Raw genomic sequence first — 22,091 nt, forward strand, 5'->3', positions numbered from 1 at the left:
AATCGATTCACGACGTTTCGGGCAGATTACGGGCACGATCTCGGCGGTGTCAATGACGTCACCGGGCTCGGGGCCACTTTCGTGAATCCATTCACAGATCCGCTAGGCTGAGGGCCGACACCCGGCCTCGAAGACATGTCAGTGAGGAGCCCGATGGTCTCTGGATCGGCGCCGAAGCAGTCGAAGGCCGAGGTCTCCGCCCCCACGGTCGCCGACGTGGCGGCTCGCGCCGGGGTCTCCCGGGCGACGGTCTCCTACACCTTCACCCAGCCGGGCCGCGTCTCGCCCGACCTGCGGCGCCGCGTCATCGAGGCCGCCGACGAGCTCGGCTACGTCGGCAACGAGGCGGCGCGCCGGCTCCGCGTGGGGCACAGCCTGGCGCTGGGGCTGCTGGTCTCCAACATCGGCAACCCCGTCTACGCCGAGCTCGCGGCGGGCGCCGAGGCGGAGGCCGCCGCGCACGGCCGCTTCATCCTCGTGGCCAACAGCGACGAGAGCCCGGAGCGCGAGCGGGCCTACCTCGGCTTCTTCGAGTCCCAGCAGGTCAGCGGCATCCTCGCGGCCCCGGTCGGCGACGTGCCCGAGGAGTTGCTCGGGCTCGGCCGCAGGGGCACGCCGTTCGTCCTGGTCGGCACGGCCACGGGGCCGCACAGCTACCCGGCGATCTCCGGCGACAACGAGCGCGGCGGCCACCTGGCGGCCTCGCACCTGCTCGCCCAGGGGCGGCGGCGGCTGATCTTCATCGGCGGCCCGCACCCCCACGTCGACCTGCGGCTGGCAGGGGCCAAGCGGGCGGTCGACGAGTTCCCCGAGCCCGCCTCGCTGGAGATCATCCGCGTCCAGGTGCAGACCGCGAAGGTCGGCGAGGCGGTCACGCGGACGCTGCTGCGTCGCCCGGCCACCGGCTTCCCCGACGGCATCGTGGCGGGCAACGACCTGCTCGCGCTGGGCCTGCTGCACGGGTTGATCATGGGCGGGGTCCGGGTGCCGGAGGATCTGTCGCTGGTCGGGTACGACGACATAGAGTTCGCCGACTTCGCCATCGTGCCGCTGACGACCATCCGGCATCCGTCGGCGGCCCTCGGTGCCAGTGCCGTGCGCATCCTGCTGGGCATCGAGTCCGAGCGCGACACGCTGGGGCGGTTCGAGCCCGAGCTCGTGGTCCGCGAGACCTCGCTCCCCGCCGCCGAGGACGCCCACCACGACGGATGACGGGAGCCGATCACCACGCCCGATGACGGGCTGTTGACACGGCCGCGACGCCGCTCGTAGGCTCCGCCGTACCGCATCGTCGTGAATCGATTCACGATCATGGTCGCCACAACAGCGCAGGTCAGGACCTCTCCCCCGCTAGGCACCCCCTGGAAGGCACCATCATGAGCTCGAAACGCATCGCCACGGTGGCCGTCACCGCGGCGCTCACGCTGGCACCCGCCGCCCCCGCGACGGCCTCCCCGCAGCCGGCCCCGCTGCCCGAGGTCGCCGCGCTCGACCCCGCCACGATCGACCTCGCCGACTTCACCGGCCTGGAGCAGCAGATCGCGCCCTACCTGGGCAACCTGGCGCGCCTGGCCAACAGCGTCAACGACGACAGCGCCACGGACCACGGGTTCATCACCTGCAACTGCTGGCGCGCCGGGCAGGGGCCGAACGACGCCCGGGTCATGGAGAACGTCCTCACGCTCGCCTACTTCTACACCGCCGACCGCCCGTGGAACCCGTACCACCGGGACGCGGCCCTGCGCGGCCGGATGGAAGCGGCACTGCGGTTCATGCTCGGCACCCAGAACGCCGACGGCTCGTTCCCGCAGGGCTCCGGCGACCTGCACTCGCGGGCCGCGACGGGGTTCGCGCTCGAACTGTACGCGATCATGCTGGAGCTCCTCGACGCCGACGGCACCCTCGACCCCGCCCTGGTCACGGAGCTGACCGCGGCCATGAAGGCGGCCAGCACGTGGTTCCTGGAGGACGAGGAGGTGTGGGGGCCGCGCGGCGCCCAGTTCGCCAACCAGGTCGCCGGCGGGCTGGTCGGCATCTCCCGCCTGCTCGGCCGCTTCGGCGACGCGGACTTACGCGCCCGCTTCGAGCAGCGGCTGGCCGAGCACGAGAAGGTCTCGCAGGGCGAGGCCGGGTTCTTCCGCGACGGCACGGTCGCCCACCGCTACAGCATCGAGGTCGAGTCCGAGGACCTCGCCGGCTGGGCCGACCCCGCCACCCGGCCCGTGATCGACCGGATGCAGGCCCGCTACCTGGACTGGGCCCAGTACAACCTCCTCTACGACCAGGGGCTCGACGGCTACTTCATCAACACGGCCGTCGACTCGCGGCACCGCGGCTGGAACTACGCCGACGAGCTGCCGATCGGCTCCAACAACCTCTGGGGCTCGGTCATCCCGCAGGCCCGCGCCTACTCGCCCACCCGGGAGGAGACCGAGGAGCGCCGCGCCGCCTTCGCGCGGGCGGGCTGGCAGACCTCGGTCGCGCCGCTCATCGCCCCCACCTGGGCCTACCTCGATCCCGCGGTCGTCCGTGACGTGGCGCTGGGTGAGGAGTACTACCCGACCGGGGCCGAGCGCCGGGCCGCCATCAGGACGCTGCGCCCCTACGCCGGGGCCCCGTACACCGAGCACCGCGCGGACGCGGTCACCGGGCAGCAGTTCGTCTTCGCCAAGCGGCCCTCGTACGTCGTCGGCCTGGGCTTCGGCAAGCACGTCAACACCCAGTACGGCTTCTGGGACAACCAGCGGTTCGGGCTCGGCTACCTGTACGACCCGAAGCTCGGCGTGGTCGTCCAGGGGCAGAACGCGCCCCAGATCGGCGCGCCGCGTACCCGGCCGGTGGACGCGGAGCTGTCGTGGGGCACCGGGTGGACGGCGGCGGACGGCGTGCACTTCGACTCCTACGACCAGCCCGTGCCCGCGTTCTTCCGCGACGGCGCCCCCGTGGACCCGGCGGCGGCGGGCGACCTCGACGACCTGGAGATCCGGTACGCGGCGGCGGGCGGCACCAAGTCGGTGACGCTGGACGACCGGCTGCGGGTGCGGGTCGAGGCCGGCTCCACGCCGTTCTTCGAGCGCATCCCGCTCGTGCTGGAGAAGGGTGACACGCTCCGGTGGATCGGGGGCGGGCCCGTCGCGGTGGGATCCCGCGCCGAGGCCCGGGACGTCTCGGGTGTGGTGGTCGGCCGCGACGGCCGCAGCGTGGAGATCCGCTGGTCCGGCGCCGGGTCGGCGGTCCTGTGGCCGTCGTCGTTCCCGGTCGCGGGCGGCAAGCGCGCTCTCCAGGTGCTCGACCTCAAGGCCACGGGCACGCTCGCCTACGACATCCGGGTCGTCGACGACGCGTGCGTCGGGTCGGACGAGCGGGCGCGCGTCTTCATCGGCGACCGCGACACCGGCGTCGCCAACGCCGGCGACGGCACCGGCTGCACGGTCGCCGACCGCCTGCGCGCCGGCGAGCAGTGGGAGAGCCATCGCGCCTTCGTCGCCCACGTCACCAGGACCACCGCGGCACTGGCCCGCGCGGACGTGCTGAGCCGGCGCGACGCCGCGCGCCTGGTCGCCGCCGCGGCCCGCTCCGACGTGGGCAGGAACCTCGTCACCGCCTCCCTGGGCGCGGCCGAGGTGGTGGCGGGCACGCAGCTCCAGGTACGGCTGTCGGGGCGGAGCATCCGCGAGGCGACGGTGTCGGGCCCCTGCCTGGCCGGCGACGTCACCACCAGCGGCGCCACGCAGGCCACCGCGCAGGCCACCGCGCAGGCCACCACCGAGGTCACCGCGCAGCCCACTGCCGAGGTCACCGTGCGGGTCACCGTGCGGGAGACGGCGCTTCCCGGCCCCTGCCCGCTCACCGTCCGCACGGTACGCACCACCGGAACGGCCGAGATCGACACCCTCCCGCTGACCGTCGTGCCGGACGCCCAGGGCGTCGTCTTCCGCGACAGCTTCTCCTCGCCGTCGCAGGCGTGGACCGCCGTGGACGGCGCCTGGAGCGTCACCGGCGGCGTCTACCGCCAGCAGGACACGACCCGTACAGGCCGGCGTACCTACATCAACGGCCTGACGATCGCCGACGGCACGGTCGAGACCCGCATCGACTTCCGCGCAACGGCGACCTCGACCGCGTTCGGCGGCGTCCAGGTGCGCACGGCTGCCCCGGGCGACGCCTACACGCAGTCCGGCTACCTCGTCTACCTGCGCTCCAACGGCTCCGTGGACGTCTACCGGGCCGGCACGGGCGTGCTCGCGACCGGCACCGGCCCGGCGGTCACGGGCCCGGCGACGCTCCGGGTCGAGCTGCGCGGGGTGGAGATCCGCGCCTTCGTCGGCGACGACCCCGCGCCTCGCGTCACGGTGACCGACCCGAACCCGATCACCGGTCCTGGCTCCGTCCAGCTCGTCACGGGCAGGGCGGCGGTCGACTTCGACGATGTCCGCGTCACCAGGTGAGCGGCTCGGCATTGTGGTCGTTCAGCACGCTCAGGAAGGGCTCGGCGAGCGTGCCGCGATGACCGCGCCGCCGCTGGACCGCGACCATGGGCACGAGCCGGCGTCTCCTCCGCCGGGTCAGCGTTCGCTGGCGGCCTGCCGCGACTGGACCGCGCGGACGCGCTCGACGTCGAGCTTGGCCGTGCGGTCGAAGCGGTAGATGCCGTTCTCCTCCTGGAAGGCGTCGGTGAGCTGCGTGTAGCAGTAGCCGAACATGTCCGGGTCGTCCAGCAGCGCCTCGGTCAGCCCGGCGAAGCGGGCGTGGAACTCCTCCTCGTCGCGCACGCGCTGACCGTAACCCCAGGAGCCGACGCGGGCCGCGTCCTGCTCGGTGCCGGCCAGCTCGGGGTTCCACCAGATGCCGCCGTACTCGCTGACGAAGTACGGCTGGCCGCGGTACGGGACGGAGACGGGCCGGTCGCCTGCGGTGTTGACGTAGGGCCGGTCCTTGTCCAGGCCGCTCACCTGGCCGGCGAACGCCGCGGGCTCCTGCTCGTAGTTGTGCGAGTCGTAGATGTCGGTCTCCGGCACGCGGTGGCTGTAGCCGGAGGCGTCGATGACCGGGCGGGTGGGGTCGGCGAGCTTCGTGGCCAGGAACATGCCGCGGGTGACGTCGTCGAGCTGGGTGACCTGGTCGCCGATCACCTGTGACGTCTCGTTGAGCGGGCACCAGCCGATGATCGACGGGTGCGAGTGGTCGCGCTCCAGGACCTCCAGCCACTGCGTGACGAAGGACGCCGTGGGCTGCTGCTCGCGGCCGTCGAAGGCGCCCCAGTCGCCGAACTCGCCCCACACCAGGTAGCCCAGCCGGTCGGCGTGGTAGAGGAAGCGCTCCTCGAACACCTTCTGGTGCAGGCGCGCGCCGTTGAAGCCCGCGGCCATCGCGAGCTCGATGTCGCGCAGCAGGGCGGCGTCGGAGGGGGCGGTCATGAGTCCGTCCGGGTAGTAGCCCTGGTCGAGCACGAGCCGCTGGAAGACGGGGCGGCCGTTGATGAGCACGCGCTTGCCGTCGATGGCGATGGAGCGCAGCCCGGCGTAGCTGTCCACGGCGTCCGTGACGGCGCCGCCGGCGTCGAGCAGCTCGATCCTGACGTCGTAGAGGAAGCCCTCGCCCGGCTCCCACAGGCGTACCCGGTCCTCGGGGAGCTGCAGGCGCAGGGAGGGGGCGAGGTCCACGTCGGCGCGGGCGGTCGCGGTGGCGACGGGGCCGTTCCCGTCGGAGACCGTCACGCGGACCGAGGTGCCGGGGCGGTTGGCGGACAGCGGGGTGACGACGGTGAAGGCGGAGGCCGCGACCTCCGGGGTGATGCGCGGGCGGCGCAGGTGCACGTCGGGGACGGGCTCCAGCCACACCGTCTGCCAGATCCCGGTCGTGCGGGTGTAGAGGCACTCGTAGTTGCCGTACCGGGTGGACTGCTTGCCCCTGGCCTGGGGTCCGTGGCGGGGGTCGCGGGCGCGTACGACGATGGTGGCGTCCTCGCCGGGACGGGCCACGTCCGACAGGTCCGCCGTGAACGGCGAGAAGCCCCCGCGGTGGCGGGCCACCTCCACGCCGTTCACCCACACCGTGGCGTCGTGGTCGACGGCGCCGAAGTGCAGCAGCGTACGGCGGCCTGCCCAGGCGGGCGGGATCGTCACCGTACGGCGGTACCAGACCGCCTCCATGAAGTCGGTGTGCCCGAGGCCCGACAGCTCGGACTCCGGCGCGAAGGGCACGGTGATCGTCGCGGCGAGCTCGCGTTCGCGCAGGCCGCGCTCCAGCCCGGAGTCGGCGGCGTCGATCTCGAACTGCCACTGCCCGTTGAGGTTCAGCCAGTCCGCGCGGACCAGTTGCGGGCGGGGGTGTTCCGGTCGCGGGATGTCGTGGGCAGCGGAACTCGGCATCTGACACCCTTCGCCTGGAACGTAATCAATCCCTTTTGCTACGTAGCAGAGTGTGCCATAAGCCCTTCGACCGCGCCTCCCGCCTCACTGACTGGACTCGCGCACCTTCAGCCGGAAGTCCACGACGATGCGCGACTCGCGCCCGCCGGGCCTGCCGCTGATCTGCTCGTGCAGCATCGCGACGGCGTTCCTGGCCAGCGCCTCGACATCCGGTGAGACGGAGGTCAGCGACGGCGTCGAGTACCTGGCCTCCTCGACGTCGTCGAACCCGGCCAGCGCCACCTCCTCCGGCACCCGGACGCCGCGTTCCTGCAGCGCCCGCAGCGCGCCGAAGGCGAGGGAGTCGTTCATCGCGAAGATCGCGTCGGGCATCGGCCGCCCGGCGTCCAGGTGCTCCTCGATCGCCTGCTGCCCCTCCGCTCGGGTCCACCCGGCCTCGACCAGCAGCTCCTCGTGCGCCATCAGCCCGGCCTCCGCCAGCCCCTCGAGGAACCCGCGCAGCCGCATCCGCCCCGTCTGATGCTCCGCGGGGAGATGGCCGAGCAACATCAGCCGCCGCCGGCCCAGGGCAGCCAGGTGGCGCACCACCGCCTTGGACGCCTCCCGGTTCGGGATGCCGATGTGCGGCACGCCACCCTCCAGCGCCTCGTCACCGACCAGCACGACCGGATAGCCGGGGCGGCGCTGGCGCCCGTCCTCCGGCCGCAGCGACAGGGCCATCATGATCGCGCCGTCGGTGAGCTGGTTCCTGCTGCCCGTCAGGACCTTGAGCTCCCGCTCCCGCTCCCGCTCCGTCAGCTCGATCAGCACCGTGTACCCGAGTGCCTCGGCCTCCCGCACGACCTGCCCCGCCAGGTCGGCGAAGATGCGCGCCCTGAAGTCGGGGACGACGAGCGCGATCAGCCCCGTACGCCCGGAGCGCAGGCTCCTGGCGGCGGCGTTCGGCACGTATCCGAGCTCCGCCATGGCGTCGAGCACGCGCCGGCGGGTTTCCGGGCGGACGTAGGCGTAGTCGTTGACAACGTTGGAAACCGTCCGCTGCGAGACACCGGCCGCGCGGGCCACGTCGTGCATGCTCACGGCCATCAGCGTCACGACTCGCGTGAGGTCGGTGCCACGGCCTCATCGTAGTGTTCGCGGCGGCCCGCTCGTGGTCACCGCGTCAGGTGAACTGCAGGACGATGATCGCGATGCCGAGGGTGAAGTCGAGCACGGCGCAGAACTCCGCCAGCGACCGCGCCACGACCTTGTTCGCCCGCCAGACGATCACGTCCTGGACGGCGTGGCCGATGAGCGCGACCGCCACCAGCCACGCCCCGAGGACCGGATCCAGGGCCAGCCCGACGAGCGCGGCGCCCCCGAAGACCAGCATCAGCGGGATCTGCACGGCGGCCAGCCGGTGCCGGCGCGGCAGGTCGCTCACCAGGCTGAGCACGGTGACGGCGACCGCCCCGGCGACCAGCACCGTCCACAGCTCGGCCCCGATCACCCGCACCACCGTGACCCCCGCCACGGCGGCCCCGAACAGGATCCACACCACTCCCGGCCGGTCGACCACCGCCGTGCCGAGGTAGATGAGGGCGGCCAGGAAGACGACGAGGGCCTGGCCGCGGCCGTCCTGCTCGTCCATGACGGAGAACGCCGCCGCCGCCAGGCCGGCCAGGGTGGGCCAGCGGTGGGCGAGGAAGGCCAGCACGCGGCCGGGGCTCGGGGCGGCTGATGAGGAGGGAACGTCTGCCATGCCCCGACTCTCGCGGGCCGCCCCGCCTGACGTCCCGGCCCGCGGATCGAGCTGTCCGAAATCCTGGGGATCCGGTCCGATCGTCGCCGGCGGCTAGGCGTGGCGCTCGGCGGCGGCGAGGCCCGCCGGTTGCATGCGGCCCTGCTCCCGCAGGCGCGCCACCCGGGCGATGTTCCGCTGGGACCAGCGGCTGCGGGGCCGGCGCGGGGTGTAGCGCTGGAGGTAGGTGGTGGCGTCGCGGCTGCGGGTCAGGCCGTCGATCCAGCCGTGGCACAGCGCCTCCTCCAGGGCCTGCTCGTACGTCAGGCTCGTCGGCTCCGTCGTGCCCTTCTTGGCCAGCACCACCCACGCCTCGGTCGACGTGCCGTGGTGCTCGGACAGCCAGCTCCGCCACGCGGCGGCGTCGGGGAAGACCGTCATGACGTGCCCTTCATGGAGGCGAGGATCTCCAGGTAGTGCGGGTTGTACATCAGGCCCAGGACGTTGCCCCAGGGGTCGATCACCGAGGCGGTGATGAAGCCGGTGCCGCGGTCGTGGGGCGCGTCGTGCGCCGTCGCGCCCATGTCCACGAGCCGGGCCTGGGCCGCGGGGACGTCGTCCACGTGCCAGTAGACGATGGCGCCCGCGGGCCTGCCGATCGTGGCGGGGTCGGGGGTCATGGCCAGCGGGCTGCCGGCGTACTTGCTGTGGATGACGCCGAACTCGTGCTGGTAGTCGCCGATGCGCCACTCCATGTACGCCGGGGTGTCCATGTACGGCGGGATGCCGAACAGCTCGGTGTACCAGCGCTTGGTCGCCTCGAAGTCGGGCGAGTAGAAGGCGGTGGTGGTGAGTCCTCGAAGCATTTTCCGGCTCCTCTTCGCGGGGTTGTGCCACCATCATCACCCCTGAAAGTGCTCACCGAATGAGCACTTTTCATGAGCAGTTCAGCTTCTGCGGCGGCGGGCTTCCCAGACGCCCGCCGCGGCCCCCGCGACCAGCGCCACGAACGCGATGACCGCGATCTCGACCACGCCCATGGCGCCCAGCGGGGCCAGCAGGCTGCCGACCACGATGAACGTGAGCAGGGCGGCTATGGCGCCCACGATGACGGGCATGTGCGACCTCCTGACCCCGAGGGAACAGATTCCCGGTCAGGGCCAGAGGAACACCAGGGCGGTGAGGGCGAGGGCCAGGGCCACGAAACCCGGCGTCCTGGGCCGGGTGGCGGCCTCCCTGCGCGAGGAGACGACCAGCGTGACGATCAGGGCCAGCGCGGCGAGCAGGTGCAGGCCGTACCAGACGACGATCGGGAGCCTGCCCAGGACGGTGCCGGACAGCAGGTCGTCCACGGAGCCGTAGCCGGCCACGGCGCTCAGCAGGGTCAGGCCCAGGCCCAGCCACGCGGGCGCGTGCCGGAAGTGTCCGAGCATGGCCCACACGACGGTGCCCAGCAGGAGCAGCGTCGAGGAGGTGTGGTGCAGTTGCCGCATGAGCAGGCCGCCGCGCACGTCGAAGCTGATGATCAGGGTGGACTCGTAGGCGGCGCTCATCATGACGCCGTGCAGCGGCAGGTAGCTGCCGTCGTACGGCACCTCCCGGCCGTCGGGCGTGTAGAAGCAGGCCAGGAAGGCGCCGGTGACCAGGACGATCAAGAAGCAGTAGATGAGCATCTCCCCTACCAGCTGGCGGGCTCTCTCCACGCGCTCAGCGGAGGGTGGCGGTGAAGGTGCGGCCGTAGGCGTGGTGGGTCGTGGCCTGGATCAGGGTTCCGCCCGGGACGCGGCGTACCGTCACCCCCTCGTCCGCCGTGTCGAGCCTGAGGCGGGCGCCGTGCACGACGACCGAGACGCGGTCGCGTTCCATCGTGGGGTCGGACAGCGCGACCACCGTCCGGCCGCCGGACGAGCGCACCATGACCGAGGCGGGGCCGTCGACGAGCAGGCTCCCGGCCGGGCGCGGGCCCTGGCTGAACACGTTGCAGGCCACGATGCCCAGCGTCTTGTGCCGCACGGCCTGGACGTGGCGGTTGTTGGCCAGGACGGTCAGCGGGCCGTCCGCGTAGGCGCGCAGGGCGGGCTCGGTGGCGTTCGGGACCAGGGCGTAGGCGAAGGCGGGGACGTCGCCGGCGATCGTGGCGGTGAACACGTTCTTGGTGATGCTGGTGTCGGGGTTGGCGGCGCGCACGACCCGGCGGCTACGGGTGACCGTCTCCAGCCCCGCCGTCACGGGTTGCCTGGTGAGGAAGGCGTAGCCGACGGCGGTGCGGCGGCTGCCGTTGGCGTAGCGCAGCCAGCGCGGCGGCGCGATCGGGCCGCCCGGCTGCCAGGGCCGCCCGTCCCAGTGCTCGCCCGTGAGCGCGACCGCGTCGCCCGGGGCGGCGATGCGGCTGTCCACGGTGGTCACCACGTCCCGGCCGCCCTGGCCGGAGACGCCGGCGGCCAGCACCACGATCTCGTCGTCGAACATGAACCACGACTTGGTGGCGCGCGCGTTCCGGTACGCGACGAAGTCGTCGGGCAGGATGCCCGCCTGCTTCGCGGTGTAGGCGGCGTCGTCGGACTGCACCATGCCGGCGACCCCGTACGCGCCGAGGGTCGCGCCGCCGGAGAACGCGTTCTCCCCCCGGGGGAAGTACACGTAGGCGTTCTGGGACTCCGAGGAGGAGGTGAAGTTCAGCGGATGGCCCGGATTGTCGTACCAGAAGCGGCCGTACAGCTCGGGCACCGTCCGCCGCTCCTCCACCGGCGCGGTCACCCCGGCCAGCCGGTACGGCGAGACGGCCGTGTAGTAGTCGACGCCGTACACCTCGCGCTGGTCCTCGCCCGCCAGGTACAGGTAGTACGCCCCGTCGCCCTGGAACCAGGGCATGAGGTTCTCGCCGTTCATGTACTCGTACTTGCTGATCCGCTCCGAGCTGCGCGACAGCGCGAAGGCGTACCCGGGGCGGCGGTGCACGGTGCGGTCCATGGCGTTGAACGCGACGCTGCGCTCGGCCGGGTTCAGGTCGGCGGCCGGGACGGTGGAGTCGGCGCGGATGGCGGCGTACCGGGCGATGCTCACCGGGGAGACGAACGCGGTCGTGTCCGCGGCCGGCAGGAACCTGAGGTACCGCTTCAGCGGCAGGGCGTCCTCGACGTGGTCGGCCAGGTCGGCGATGGCCTCCACGACCACGCCGATGTCGGTGTAGCCGGTGCTGGTGCGCGAGACCGCCCGCCCCTTGACGATCTCCATCATCCAGCCCTCGAAGATCAGCGGGGCGAAGCCGTCGGTGATCCACCGGTACACGACGCCCGGCAGGTCCTGCGGCCCGCTCGTCACGCCTTCGAGCATCTTGAGCGTCTGCACGACGCGGGTCAGCAGGCCGCGGCCGTACGAGCCGGTGTAGGCGACCGAATGGTGCTGGATGAAGGAGCCGTCGCGGTAGTAGCCGTCGGTGACGCCGTGCTGGAGCCGGTACGGGTCGATCGTGGCGAAGACCGTGGCCTGGTCGGCGATGGCCTTGGTGACGCGGGCGTCGTCGGCGGTGAGCGCGCCCTGGAGGATGCGGTTGGCGGTGATGTCGGCCAGGTTCGCCCCGGTGTGGAAGCGGGAGTCGAGGTCGACGTCGCCGTCCTTGCCGTTGCGGAGGTAGGCGTCCATAGAGGGGAGGTAGGTCGCCGTCAGGTCGCCGCGTAAGGCCTCCGGGAGCAGGAGCAGCGTCCTGCTCACGTGGGCGGGGATGGCGATCTCCCAGTTGTGCCAGTTGCCGTAGTAACCGGCCTGCTGGTCGCCGAAGTAACGCTCGTGCAGCCAGCGCAGGCCGCCCGCGACGCGCTGCTGCGCGGCGGCGTCGTCGGCGAGCGCGCTGCCGGGCGCGCGGGTGGCGAGCGCGATCTCGTACAGGTACTGGTAGGCCAGCCGGAGGTTGACGTCGTCGGTGCCGAGCACGAGGCCGGCGAACAGCTCGCCCTCGCCCGCCCGGTCCATGGCCGCCAGCCGCTGCCTGGCGGTGGCGAGGATGGCGGCGAGCTTGCCGGCCACCTCGGGGCGGGCGTTGACGTCCGGCGTGCCGGCGAAGATGGCGAGGGTGTTGGCGAGCAGCCTCGCGTGGTCGACCGCCGCGGCGTGCGACGGGGAGGCGCCGACGGCGAGCAGGCCGGCGGCGGGGAACAGGGAGAGAACCTGGCGGCGGGACATGTGCGGCACGGCGGGCTCCAGGCCGGTGGAGGATACGCTGGGGCTCACCGTACATGATCTTCGCCGGTGTGGCCCTACTTCGACAGGTAGAGAGTCTTCCACGTGCCCGCGTACAGGCAGTTGAGCGACGGCTTGGCGGCCTTGCGCTCGGCGCACACCTTGAGCTCGACCTGGTAGACGTCCCGGTAGGTGAAGGAGAACTGCTTCGGGGTCCTGTAGGAGCAGTCGCGGGCCCAGTGCTGCCGGTTCGGCAGGTCGTTCCCGGACCGGTACGTGATGCGGAAGACGGCCCAGCCGCACGTCGCGCCGCGGGTGTTGTCCTGCACCTGGCCCGAGACGCGCACGGTGTCGGCGGTCGGGAGGTCGGCGTGGTCCTCGCCGGTGGCCGTCAGGGTTCCCGTGGCCTTGGCCGCCTGTCCGGGAGCGTAGTGGGGACCCCACGGCGCGCTCGCCGCGGCGTGAGCGGGGGCGGTGAGGGCGAGGGTGGCGGTGGCCGCCAGGGTCAGGCCGGCAAGGGTACGGGTGATCGCCATGAGTGACCGTCCTTCTCAGGTGGGATGGCCACACTGTGCGCCCGGCCGATTTCAGCCGGCTTGCCGAACGACTTCTTCCACTTTCAAGTTGATTGCCTGACAGCGGGAGGCGTCAACCTCGGCGGTGCCCGGGGCTGCGGGACCTACGGCTCCTGCCCGGCCACGACGGCCAGCAGCACGTCGGCGTGGCAGTCCTGGTCGGGCCTGCACCAGCAGGCGAGGTCCCGGCCCGCCAGCTCCTCGCGGGCCCGTTCGACGAGCTCCGGATGTTCGCGCAGGTGCACGCGGTACAGCTCGATCACCTCGGCCCGCTCGTGGATCCGCCCGCCGCACGTCCGGCAGCCCTTCCCGCCGACGCTGTGCGGGCTGTTGTACGGGCTCGCCTTCAGCCCGGGCGCCGCCCTGCCCACGTACGTCGCCCCCTCGGGCACGTGCCCGTGGTACCTGTCGCCCTCGACCTTGACCCGGTGTGCCACCGTGGCCTCCTAGTAGATCGCTCCCAGCCGCCGCACCGCCTGATAGTACGAGCGGGCGAGCCGGTCACAGGCGGTCCTGCGGATCTCGGCGTACGTGGCGCACACCCGGCCCATGTCGAACAGGAAGGCCTGGTCGACGCGATCCCGGTGGGCCGGGAAGAGACTGATCGCCTTGTAGTTGCGGTAGCCGAAGTCGTGCCGCATGCAGGGCAGGCTGAAGTCGAAGCCGAGCGGCTTGTCGGGGCTGCCGGAGCACAGGTCGGTGGACCAGTCGAAGGCGTAGGGGGCCCAGGAGGACCGGTCCTGCCAGGCGTCACGCCAGGCGGCGGCGCTGCGGGCGGTGGGCTGGGTGAGCGCCGAGAGTGCGGTGAGTTTCTGCTGCAGCGTCACGGTCGGGGCCGGGAACGCGGCGATCAGGGCGAGGGCGGCGAGCGATGATCCAACCATGAGAGCCTGCTCCGTCGTGCCAGGAAGCTGTCATGGGTAGCTTCGCCTGACCGCCCCGGCGTCCGGGCGGGATGATGGGCAATGCCGTTTCAAGATTTAGTAGATGCGGTACTTCTTGCCGCAGTTGTCGAACTTGCCGGCCCAGCAGGTGAACGTGTAGACCTTCTTGATCCCCTTGCCGCCCCAGGTGCCGACGACCTTGCCGTCCCAGGCCTTGTTGAACTTGTGCCAGGAGCCGTTCTGGTAGTACTCGAACCACACCCAGGCCTTCTTGCCGCCGGCCCTGTCCACGCCGTACCACTTCGTGAACACCTTGCCGCCCGACTTCCAGGTCTTGCCGTAGGTGTAGGCCTTGCCGTCGCTGGAGAAGAACTTGCCCCACTTGACGAGGGTGACGGTGCTCGCGGAAGCGGTGGTGGCGGTCTGCGTGGCCGCCTGCGCGGCGGCCGGGCTCAGGGCCAGGCCGGTGACGGCCATCGAACCGGCCAGGGCGGCGATCGTGAGGGTCTTACGCATGATCGGGTCCTCTTTCTGGGTGTTCGGTGCTGCCGGGCTCGTCCCGACAGCAGGAACACTACGGAGACCCCAAGGGATCATCTGTGGAGGAATCCACACACCAGCCGTGATCAGCACCACACCGGTTCACGTCATCCGGAAGGCCGCCTCACGCGTACGCGCATCCTGATGTCGTCCTCGGCCCACAGCACGAAGCGTTCCACCGGCGCCACGGGATGATCCTCGACCGGTTCGAAGCGGAGCCTCCTGAGCAGCACCGCCAGCACCAGCTCCGCCTCCACCATGGCCAGGCTCGCGCCCTCGCAACTGCGCGGCCCCAGCCCGAAGGGGATGTAGGCGTACCGGTGACGGCGCGCCGACGCCTCGGGGGTGAACCGGTCCGGGACGAACGCGTGCGGGTCAGGCCAGTGGTCGGGGTTCAGGTGGACGGCCCAGAAGGGGTAGAAGATCGTGGTGCCCGCCGGGATGCGGTGGCCGCCGAGGGTGAGGTCCTCGGTGGTCTCGCGGGCGCCGTACGGGCCCGGCGGGTAGAGGCGCATCGATTCCTTGAGCGCCATCTCCAGGTACGGCAGGCGCTTGAGGTCGGCGTAGGACGGGGCGGGCCGCTCGCCCAGGACGTCGTCCAGCTCCGCGGCCACCCGCGCCGCGGCCTCCGGGTGGCGGGCCAGGAGGTGGAGGGTCCAGGAGACGGCCACGCCGGTGGTGTGGTGGGCGGCCAGCATGATCATGAGGACGGTGTCGCGGATGCGGGCCGGCGTCATGCCGGCCTTGACCAGGGCGGCCACCAGGTCGCTGCCACCGGCGGCCAGCACGCCGTCCACGACCTCGCGCAGGTACGCCAGCGCCTGCTCGGCCCGCGACAGGTCGTCGTCGCTCTCGTGGAGGCGGCCCAGGTAGACGGTCAGCACGGTCTCGAACGCGCTCACCACGCGGGCGGGGTCGTCGATGTCGCCGCCGAGGGCGTACTGGCAGATCATGCGCAGGGACAGCGCGCTCAGGTCCTGCTGCAACGCCACCTCGCCCAGGCCCGCCCAGCGGTCGGCGAGCTCCGTGGCCAGGGCGGTGAAGGCGGGGAAGTGAGCCTCGTGGGAGCGGCGGCCGGCCAGGACCGACAGCAGGGCGCGGCGGAACGGGACGTGTTCGCCGGCGGGGAGGGTCTGGAGGTTGCCCGCCTCGCACAGCGGGGCCAGGAACTCGAAGAGCTTGTCCGGGCGGGCGTTGACCGTGGCCGTGGCCTCCAGGAGCACGGGGTCGGCCACCGAGACGGCCGACGGGGAGCCGGGGAGCTGGAAACGCACCAGCGGGCCGTACCGGTCGTGCAGGTCGAGCTGGTAGGCGTGCAGGCCGCCCGCGGCCGTGATGGCGCCCAGCCCGCTGTCTGACTGGGCGGGAGGTCCGGGGATATCGCGCACGCCGCCACGGTCTCCCGACCGCGTTCGCTTGGCAAGCCTCCCGGCGGTTCTGCCAAGATCACCGCATGGGGAACCGCGTGGTGCTGAACGCGGGGAGCGGGCTTCCCGTCCGCTGCGGGCGGATGCCGGCCGCGTGCTGCCGACTGCGCTCCGCGCCGTAGACGCTCGCGTATGGAGGTGAGATCGTCCACCATGGACCGTCTCGGCGGTCCAGCGTCACCATATGACCATGCTTGTACTGGCTCTGATCACCCTCGTGCTGCACGGCGCCCTCACGGGCCTGTTCTACTCCTTCTCCATGTCCGTCATGCCAGGGCTGAACGCCATCGACCCCGCCCAGGCCGAGGCGGCGATGCGGAGCATCAACCGGAAGATCCTGAACGGCTGGCTCTTCATCGCCTTCATCGGCTCGCCGCTGGCCGCCCTGGTGGCCGGGTTCCTCGCGGACGGCATGGCCGCCACGTGGTTCTTCGCCGCCGCGGGGGTCAACTTCGCCGGCTCGTTCCTGGTCACCGTGGCGATCAACGTGCCGATGAACAACGCGCTGGACGCCCGGACCATGTCGTTCAAGGCCTACTCGCCCCGGTGGACCGCCTTCAACACGCTGCGCACGGTGGCGTGCGCGGCGAGCCTCGTCCTGGTCGGGCTCGGGCTGACCGCGATGTGATCGGGGCTCCGTCACGCGGCGCCGCCGGTCTGGAAGGATCGGATTCGAGTACGACCTTGCACGACCTACCGTGCACGGCTTATGGGAAAGGCATCTCGAGATGGCTCCGAACATCGCGACCGCGCGCCGCGTCGACCTGCCCGAACTGCTCGACTTCCTGCGCCCCCGGCACCACGGCCTGCTGTCCACCACGCGTGCGGACGGGCGTCCCCAGCTCTCGCCCGTCTCCTGCGGCGTCGACGAGGGCGGCAGGATCGTGGTCTCCACCTATCCCGACCGGGCCAAGGCGGTCAACGCCCGCCGTGACGACCGCGTGTCGATCTGCGTGCTGTCCGACGATTGGAACGGGCCGTACGTGCAGGTCGACGGCAGGGGCGAGGTGCTGGACATGCCGGAGGCTCTGGAGCCGCTCGTCGAGTACTACCGGTGCATCGCGGGCGAGCACCCCGACTGGGACGAGTACCGCGAGGCCATGCGGCGCCAGGACAAGTCGCTGATCCGCATCCACATCGACCGCTGGGGCCCCATCGCGACGGGCGGCTTCCCCGCGCGCCTGGCCGCCGGCGGGTGACGCGGGCTCACACCATGGTCAGGTAGGCGGCCACCTCCTCGGCCGAGGAGGTGGCGATCCCGACGTACCCGTCCGGCCTGATCAGCGTGTGCCGCGCGGCCCCGTACGGCCGCCGTTCCCGGCCAGCGAGCCGCCCCGGTAGCTCAGCGTGAGCTGGTAGGTCTCCTCGTCGCGCCTGATCGACTTCTTGTCGTGCAGGTCCGCGCTGAGGCCGAGCACGCCGGCGGCGATCGGCCTGCGTTCCTCCTCGTAGGTGTCCAGCAGCGACTCCGGCGCGCGTGTTGTTCATGGCCTGACCGTGCCAGGCGGCTCTGCCGGATCGCTGTCAGCCGCCGCCGGGCGCTGCCAGCCACCGTCGATCGCTGTCAGCCGCTGCCGGGCGCCGCCGGTCGCCGTCAGTCGCTGATGGGCGCTGCCATCCCTTCGGCGCCCCAGTCCCACAGCGCCTGGAGCACGGGCCCGAGGCGATGGCCCTGCGGGGTCAGCCGGTAGGAGGTGCGGGGCGGCCAGCCGGGCCGGCGGTCGCGGACGAGCACGCCGCTCCGCGCGAGCTGCGCCAGCCGGTCCGACAGCACCTTGTCCGACAACGCGGGCAGCGCCTGCGCCAGCTCGGTGAACGTGCGCTCACCCCGCAGCAGCTCGCGTACCACGAGCGTCGTCCACCGGCCGCGCAGCGCGGCGAGGGCGATCTCCACCGGGCAGGACGGCGTGGGCTCGGCGACGGCCGCCCGGGGGTCGTCCGGCAGCCCCGGCCGCCGGATCACGTCACCAACCGTTTGGTGAGTCACTGAGCAGTCTCCTAGCGTTGCCGCGTCTCGAATCCTGAATCCGTTCTACCGGGGAGTGGTGGATGATGCGTGAGCTTGCCAGGCGGCCCGAGGACGTGCCCGCGGTGTTCGCCGAGCGCTTCAACAGCGGTGATCCCGCGGCGGTGGCCGAGGTGTACGAGGGCGGGGCGGTGTTCGTGCCCGAGCCGGGCGTCCCGCTGACCGGTGCCGAGGCGCACAGCGCCAACGCCGCGTTCATGGCGCTCGGGGTCCCGATCGCCGTACGGCCCCGGCACGTCTACGCGACCGGCGACCTCGCGCTCCTTATCGTGGACTGGACGATCGAGGGCACGAGCCGCGCGGGCGAGCAGGTGCGCATCGACGGCACGGCCACCGACGTCGCCCGGCGCGGCGCGGACGGCCACTGGCGGTACACGATCGACAACCCCTTCGGCGTCGCGCTCCCGAGCAGCGGCGGCGCGGCCTGATCCCGGCGGGTGAGGGTGCTGGAATTGTCGGTGCCGCTGGCCATGATGGGTCCATGACCGAGACGCCCCCCTTCACCGCGCTGCCCGACGACACGGCCTACGCCGAGGCCGTGCAGCTCGCCGTCGACTCCGCCGCGGCCTACTACGCCGACGGCACCTCGACGCTCGACGACGACGCCTACGACCGGCTGGTCCGCGGCATCCAGGCGTACGAGGAGGAGCATCCCGAGTCGGTGCTGCCGTCGTCGCCGACCGGGAAGGTGGCCGGTGGGGCGGTGGTGGGCGACGTGCCGCACACGGTGCCCATGCTGAGCCTGGACAACGTGTTCGGCGCCGAGCAGCTCGCCGACTGGGCGGCGGGGCTGGAGCGCAGGCTCGGGCGGCCGGTCACGGCGTGGAGCGTGGAGCCCAAGCTCGACGGGCTGGCGATCTCGGCCCGCTACCGGCACGGCCGCCTGGCTCAGCTCGTCACCCGGGGCGACGGCAGCGCGGGCGAGGACGTCTCGCACGCCATCGGCACCATCGTCGGCCTGCCCGACCGGCTCGCCGACGCCGTGACGGTGGAGCTGCGCGGCGAGGTCATGATGACGGCCTCCCAGTTCGAGGAGGCGTGCGCCAAGCGCAAGGCGCACGACGGCACCACGTTCGCCAACCCGCGCAGCGCCGCCGCGGGCACGCTGCGCGCCCAGGACCGGCCGTACGTGTGCGAGCTGACGTTCTTCGGCTACGGCGCCCTCCCGGCGCCCGGCGACGAGTCCGACCTGGCCGCGGGCCTGCGCGAGTGGCCGCACAGCCAGATCATGGAGTGGGTGGCCGCGCAGGGCGTGCAGACCACGGCCGCCACGCCGGTGGCCGGGGTCGTGGCCGAGAAGCTCGATCAGGTGCAGGCCAGGGTCGGGGAGATCGCGGCGGCGCGGGCCGAGCTGCCGTTCGGCATCGACGGCATCGTGATCAAGTGCGATCTGGCGGCCGACCAGGCCGAAGCCGGGTTCAGCTCGCGGGCGCCGCGCTGGGCGGTGGCGTACAAGCTGCCCGCCACGGAGAAGATCACCAAGCTGCTGGGCGTGGAGTGGAACACCGGCCGCACCGGCGTCATCGCGCCCCGCGCCGTGCTGGAGCCGGTCGAGCTCGACGGCAGCATCGTCACCTACGCCACCCTGCACAACGTCGCCGACATCGCCAGGCGCGGCCTGATGCTGGGCGACAGCGTGACCGTCTACAAGGCGGGCGACGTGATCCCCCGGGTCGAGGCGCCCGTGGTGCACCTGCGCACCGGCGAGGAGCGGCCCATCCCCATCCCCGAGGTCTGCCCGTCGTGCGGCGACGCGATCGACAGCTCCCAGGAGCGGTGGCGGTGCGTACGCGGCCGGAGCTGCCGGGCGATCGCCTCCATCACGTACGCGGTCGGCCGTGACACCCTCGACATCGAGGGCCTGGCGGAGAACCGCATCAAGCAGTTCCTCGACACCGGCCTCATCGCCGACTTCGCCGACCTGTTCTTCCTGACCCGCGAGCAACTGCTGGGCCTGGAGCGGATGGGCGAGACCAGCACCGACAACCTCCTCGCCGCCATCGAGCAGGCCAAGACACGCCCGCTCAGCAGGGTGTTCGCGGCGCTCGGCGTGCGCGGCACCGGCCGCTCGATGAGCCGCCGCATCGCCCGCCACTTCGCCACGATGGACAACATCCGCGCGGCCGACGCCGAGGCGATCCAGCAGGTGGAGGGCATCGGGCCGGAGAAGGCGCCGGTCGTGGTGGTCGAGCTGGCCGAGCTCGCCCCGCTGATCGACAAGCTGGTACGCGCCGGGGTGAACATGACGGAGCCCGGCGCCACCCCGCCGAGCGACGAGCCGGAGGCAGCGGCTGTGGAGCTGCCCCTCGCCTCGATGTCGGTGGTCGTGACCGGCACGATGACGGGCCCGCTGGCGACGCTGTCGCGCAACGAGATGAACGAGCTGATCGAACGGGCCGGCGGCAAGTCCTCCTCCAGCGTCTCCGCCAAGACGTCGATGCTGGTGGCCGGCGAGAAGGCGGGCTCGAAGCGGGCCAAGGCCGAGACGCTGGGGGTTCGGATCGTGAGCCCGGAGGAGTTCGCCGATCAGGTGAGCGCGTTCATCTGAGCCTGTTACCGCGTGGGGGTGGCGCGGCGGCGGAGCCAGCCGGCGGCGCGATGCGCCACGGGGCCCAGCACGCTGACCTCCTTGGTGGCCTTCTTCAGCGCCTGGACGGCGTGCTGCGACTCCGCCGTGACCTTCTTCAGCTCGGCCGTCGTGCGCCGCAGCTCCGTGGCGAGCCGGTCCAGCTCGCTCTGGGGCTGCGCGGGCTTCGGCTTCTTGCGCTGGTTGACGCGGACGAGGTTCCGCTCGCCCAGCACGTCCGTCGTGTGCCACAGGTCGGGGCGGGTGGCGAGCCATTCGAGCAGCCGCTCCTGCACGGGCGCCGGGTCGCCCCACATCCCGTACAGCTTCTGGCTGCTGACGCAGATCGGCTCCAGCCCGAGACCGGCGACCGCTTCCCAGACGGCCAGCGCGACGCCCGGCGTGTGTTCGCTGCGGTAGTCGTCGAAGGCGACGACCCCGCCCTGGCCGAGCGCGGTCCGTGCCGCCAGGACGTCACCCTTGACGTGCGTGTACAGGTGCGAGGCGTCCACGTGGACGAACCGGCAGGTGCCGGCCCGCACATGGTCCAGGATGATCGAGGTCGGCCCGTGCACGATCTCGGGCAGCGTGTCGTGGACGCTCAGGTAGTTCTGCTCGAACCGGTGGCGGGTGAGGGTGGAGTACGACCGGGTGGTCTCGGCGTCGTTGTCGGCGTCGGGGGCGTCCGCCTCGAAGAGGTCGCAGACGGTGAACGTCTCCCCCCGGCGTACGTGGCCGCCGATCAGGACGGCGCTCTTACCCAGGTAAGTCCCCATTTCGAGGACGTCGCCGGAGGCGTCCTCGTTCGACAGGAACCACTCGAACAGGCGTTGGTCGGCCGGCCAGAACCAGCCGGGGATGCGCTCCAGTGCGGCGGTGAGATCCGGTGCTGACATGCCCGGACGCTAACAGCCCGGTTTTCCGGCGAAGAAGAGGGTTTGCCGCATGGCCATCGGGAGGTCGCCGAAAGTTCGGCCGGCCGGATCCGGCCCGCGGGGACCCACCTCGATCTCCTGTCCCAGCGATATCCGCAGAGCCGGGTGAACGAGGCTGATCGCCGCAATCCCCTGGCCCCCGAATTCTGTCGGTGCCGCCGTTCATACTCGCCATCAGCACCACCTGAAGGAGGAAATGATGGCGAGGCGATCCGGGCGCCGCAGGAAACGATCCGAGTCGAGCGGCAAGGCGCAGTTGTTGCTGATCTGCCTGGTGGGCGCCATCATCGCAGCCACCCTCGCGGCCAGATTCGCCGTGGAGAATCCGGGGATTGCCATGAGCGTCCTCGCGCTCCTGATCGCGGCCTTCGGCGGCGCTCTTTTCCTGCGATATCGGGTCATCCAGGCCAACCGACGGCAATTCCTCGCCGCCAACACGGAATTGGCGAAGGTCGATCTCATGTCCGGGCCCCAATTCGAGCATCTCGTCGCCGAACGCATGATCGCCGAGGGGTTCCGTCGCGTGCGCGAGCGGGGCGGCAGCGGTGACGGCGGCGTCGACATCACCGCCGTCGCACCCGGCGGCGGCCCGTACGCGGTGCAGTGCAAGCGTTACAGCCGCACCGTCGGCGCCCCGGAGGTCCGTAACTTCCTGGGGGCGCTGGCCAACACCTTCGACGGCTACACCGGCGTCCTCATCACCTCCGGCCACCTCACCCGCCAGGCCCGCGAGGAGGCCCTCAACGCCCGCCGGCCCCTCCTGCTCGTCGAGCGCGACCGCCTCGCCGACTGGCTGACCGGCCGGGTCGCCCTGACGCCGCAGCGGGTGCCGTGACCTGATCGACTTCCGGGCGTCCGCACCGTTAGGGTT

The 22,091-nt window shown here is 71.8% G+C and carries 23 protein-coding genes; 7 read left to right on the forward strand and 16 right to left on the reverse strand.

All coding sequences use genetic code 11. The features are described 5' to 3' along the window. Positions 1-153: 153 nt before the first annotated feature. A complete protein-coding gene (locus tag AB0I79_RS53650; protein ID WP_357891814.1) occupies positions 154-1,212 on the forward strand; it encodes a LacI family DNA-binding transcriptional regulator in 1,059 nt (352 codons plus the stop codon). A gap of 164 nt (positions 1,213-1,376) precedes the next feature. Next, on the forward strand, positions 1,377-4,448 hold the full coding sequence (locus AB0I79_RS53655) for a hypothetical protein (protein WP_357891817.1): 3,072 nt from the start codon (positions 1,377-1,379) through the stop codon (positions 4,446-4,448). A gap of 117 nt (positions 4,449-4,565) precedes the next feature. On the opposite strand, the gene AB0I79_RS53660 is transcribed toward AB0I79_RS53655, so the two are convergent. From AB0I79_RS53660 to AB0I79_RS53720, 13 genes are all read right to left on the reverse strand, one after another. Next, positions 4,566-6,371, reverse strand: a complete 1,806-nt coding sequence (locus AB0I79_RS53660; protein WP_357891820.1) for a sugar-binding domain-containing protein — start codon at positions 6,369-6,371, stop codon at positions 4,566-4,568. An 84-nt stretch (positions 6,372-6,455) separates the two neighbouring features. Further along, complete coding sequence (locus tag AB0I79_RS53665) at positions 6,456-7,445, reverse strand: LacI family DNA-binding transcriptional regulator (RefSeq protein WP_357891945.1); 990 nt, start codon at positions 7,443-7,445, stop codon at positions 6,456-6,458. 88 nt (positions 7,446-7,533) lie between these two features. Then, positions 7,534-8,112, reverse strand: coding sequence for a hypothetical protein (locus AB0I79_RS53670; RefSeq protein WP_357891823.1), 579 nt, complete (start codon positions 8,110-8,112; stop codon positions 7,534-7,536). Positions 8,113-8,205: 93 nt separating this feature from the next. Continuing rightward, positions 8,206-8,532 carry a hypothetical protein gene (locus AB0I79_RS53675; protein WP_357891825.1) on the reverse strand — a complete coding sequence of 109 codons (327 nt, stop codon included), beginning with the start codon at positions 8,530-8,532 and terminating at the stop codon, positions 8,206-8,208. Beyond that, positions 8,529-8,957 carry a VOC family protein gene (locus AB0I79_RS53680; protein ID WP_357891828.1) on the reverse strand — a complete coding sequence of 143 codons (429 nt, stop codon included), beginning with the start codon at positions 8,955-8,957 and terminating at the stop codon, positions 8,529-8,531. Before AB0I79_RS53680 ends, AB0I79_RS53675 begins: the two co-directional genes overlap by 4 nt. An 81-nt stretch (positions 8,958-9,038) precedes the next feature. Further along, on the reverse strand, positions 9,039-9,209 hold the full coding sequence (locus AB0I79_RS53685) for a hypothetical protein (protein ID WP_357891831.1): 171 nt from the start codon (positions 9,207-9,209) through the stop codon (positions 9,039-9,041). A 36-nt stretch (positions 9,210-9,245) separates the two neighbouring features. Continuing rightward, positions 9,246-9,794 carry a hypothetical protein gene (locus AB0I79_RS53690; RefSeq protein WP_357891834.1) on the reverse strand — a complete coding sequence of 183 codons (549 nt, stop codon included), beginning with the start codon at positions 9,792-9,794 and terminating at the stop codon, positions 9,246-9,248. A gap of 4 nt (positions 9,795-9,798) precedes the next feature. Further along, entirely contained in the window at positions 9,799-12,318 is a 2,520-nt protein-coding gene (locus AB0I79_RS53695; protein ID WP_357891837.1) for a polysaccharide lyase family 8 super-sandwich domain-containing protein, read from the reverse strand. Positions 12,319-12,344: 26 nt separating this feature from the next. After that, positions 12,345-12,803: a hypothetical protein gene (locus tag AB0I79_RS53700; protein WP_357891840.1), complete on the reverse strand. Its 459-nt coding sequence runs from the start codon at positions 12,801-12,803 to the stop codon at positions 12,345-12,347. A gap of 143 nt (positions 12,804-12,946) precedes the next feature. Then, positions 12,947-13,279, reverse strand: coding sequence for a DUF4326 domain-containing protein (locus AB0I79_RS53705; protein WP_357891843.1), 333 nt, complete (start codon positions 13,277-13,279; stop codon positions 12,947-12,949). Between the two features lie 9 nt (positions 13,280-13,288). Next, complete coding sequence (locus AB0I79_RS53710) at positions 13,289-13,726, reverse strand: phospholipase (RefSeq protein ID WP_357891846.1); 438 nt, start codon at positions 13,724-13,726, stop codon at positions 13,289-13,291. Positions 13,727-13,822: 96 nt separating this feature from the next. Further along, complete coding sequence (locus tag AB0I79_RS53715; RefSeq protein ID WP_357891849.1) at positions 13,823-14,242, reverse strand: hypothetical protein; 420 nt, start codon at positions 14,240-14,242, stop codon at positions 13,823-13,825. Between the two features lie 131 nt (positions 14,243-14,373). Continuing rightward, entirely contained in the window at positions 14,374-15,654 is a 1,281-nt protein-coding gene (locus AB0I79_RS53720; protein WP_357891852.1) for a cytochrome P450, read from the reverse strand. A 229-nt stretch (positions 15,655-15,883) separates the two neighbouring features. Between AB0I79_RS53720 and AB0I79_RS53725 the strand changes: the two genes are divergently transcribed. Both AB0I79_RS53725 and AB0I79_RS53730 read left to right on the forward strand, forming a co-directional pair. After that, positions 15,884-16,321: an anthrone oxygenase family protein gene (locus AB0I79_RS53725; RefSeq protein WP_357891855.1), complete on the forward strand. Its 438-nt coding sequence runs from the start codon at positions 15,884-15,886 to the stop codon at positions 16,319-16,321. Positions 16,322-16,421: 100 nt separating this feature from the next. Next, on the forward strand, positions 16,422-16,892 hold the full coding sequence (locus tag AB0I79_RS53730) for a PPOX class F420-dependent oxidoreductase (protein WP_357891858.1): 471 nt from the start codon (positions 16,422-16,424) through the stop codon (positions 16,890-16,892). 81 nt (positions 16,893-16,973) lie between these two features. Here the strand turns inward: AB0I79_RS53730 and AB0I79_RS53735 are convergent, their stop codons facing one another. Beyond that, positions 16,974-17,111, reverse strand: a complete 138-nt coding sequence (locus tag AB0I79_RS53735; RefSeq protein WP_357891861.1) for a hypothetical protein — start codon at positions 17,109-17,111, stop codon at positions 16,974-16,976. A 176-nt stretch (positions 17,112-17,287) separates the two neighbouring features. Next, positions 17,288-17,656, reverse strand: a complete 369-nt coding sequence (locus AB0I79_RS53740; protein ID WP_357891864.1) for a helix-turn-helix domain-containing protein — start codon at positions 17,654-17,656, stop codon at positions 17,288-17,290. Between the two features lie 86 nt (positions 17,657-17,742). Between AB0I79_RS53740 and AB0I79_RS53745 the strand changes: the two genes are divergently transcribed. Further along, a complete protein-coding gene (locus AB0I79_RS53745) occupies positions 17,743-18,147 on the forward strand; it encodes a DUF4440 domain-containing protein (RefSeq protein ID WP_357891867.1) in 405 nt (134 codons plus the stop codon). Positions 18,148-18,200: 53 nt separating this feature from the next. After that, positions 18,201-20,267 (forward strand): NAD-dependent DNA ligase LigA, encoded by a 2,067-nt coding sequence (gene ligA / locus AB0I79_RS53750; RefSeq protein WP_357891870.1) that lies wholly within the window; start codon positions 18,201-18,203, stop codon positions 20,265-20,267. Between the two features lie 5 nt (positions 20,268-20,272). On the opposite strand, the gene AB0I79_RS53755 is transcribed toward ligA, so the two are convergent. After that, complete coding sequence (locus AB0I79_RS53755) at positions 20,273-21,181, reverse strand: class I SAM-dependent methyltransferase (RefSeq protein ID WP_357891873.1); 909 nt, start codon at positions 21,179-21,181, stop codon at positions 20,273-20,275. 298 nt (positions 21,182-21,479) lie between these two features. On the opposite strand from AB0I79_RS53755, the gene AB0I79_RS53760 reads away from it, so the two are divergent. Continuing rightward, on the forward strand, positions 21,480-22,055 hold the full coding sequence (locus AB0I79_RS53760) for a restriction endonuclease (RefSeq protein ID WP_357891877.1): 576 nt from the start codon (positions 21,480-21,482) through the stop codon (positions 22,053-22,055). Positions 22,056-22,091 lie beyond the last annotated feature (36 nt).

Origin of the sequence: Nonomuraea sp. NPDC050202, from assembly GCF_040656115.1 — a bacterium.
Taxonomy (GTDB): domain Bacteria; phylum Actinomycetota; class Actinomycetes; order Streptosporangiales; family Streptosporangiaceae; genus Nonomuraea.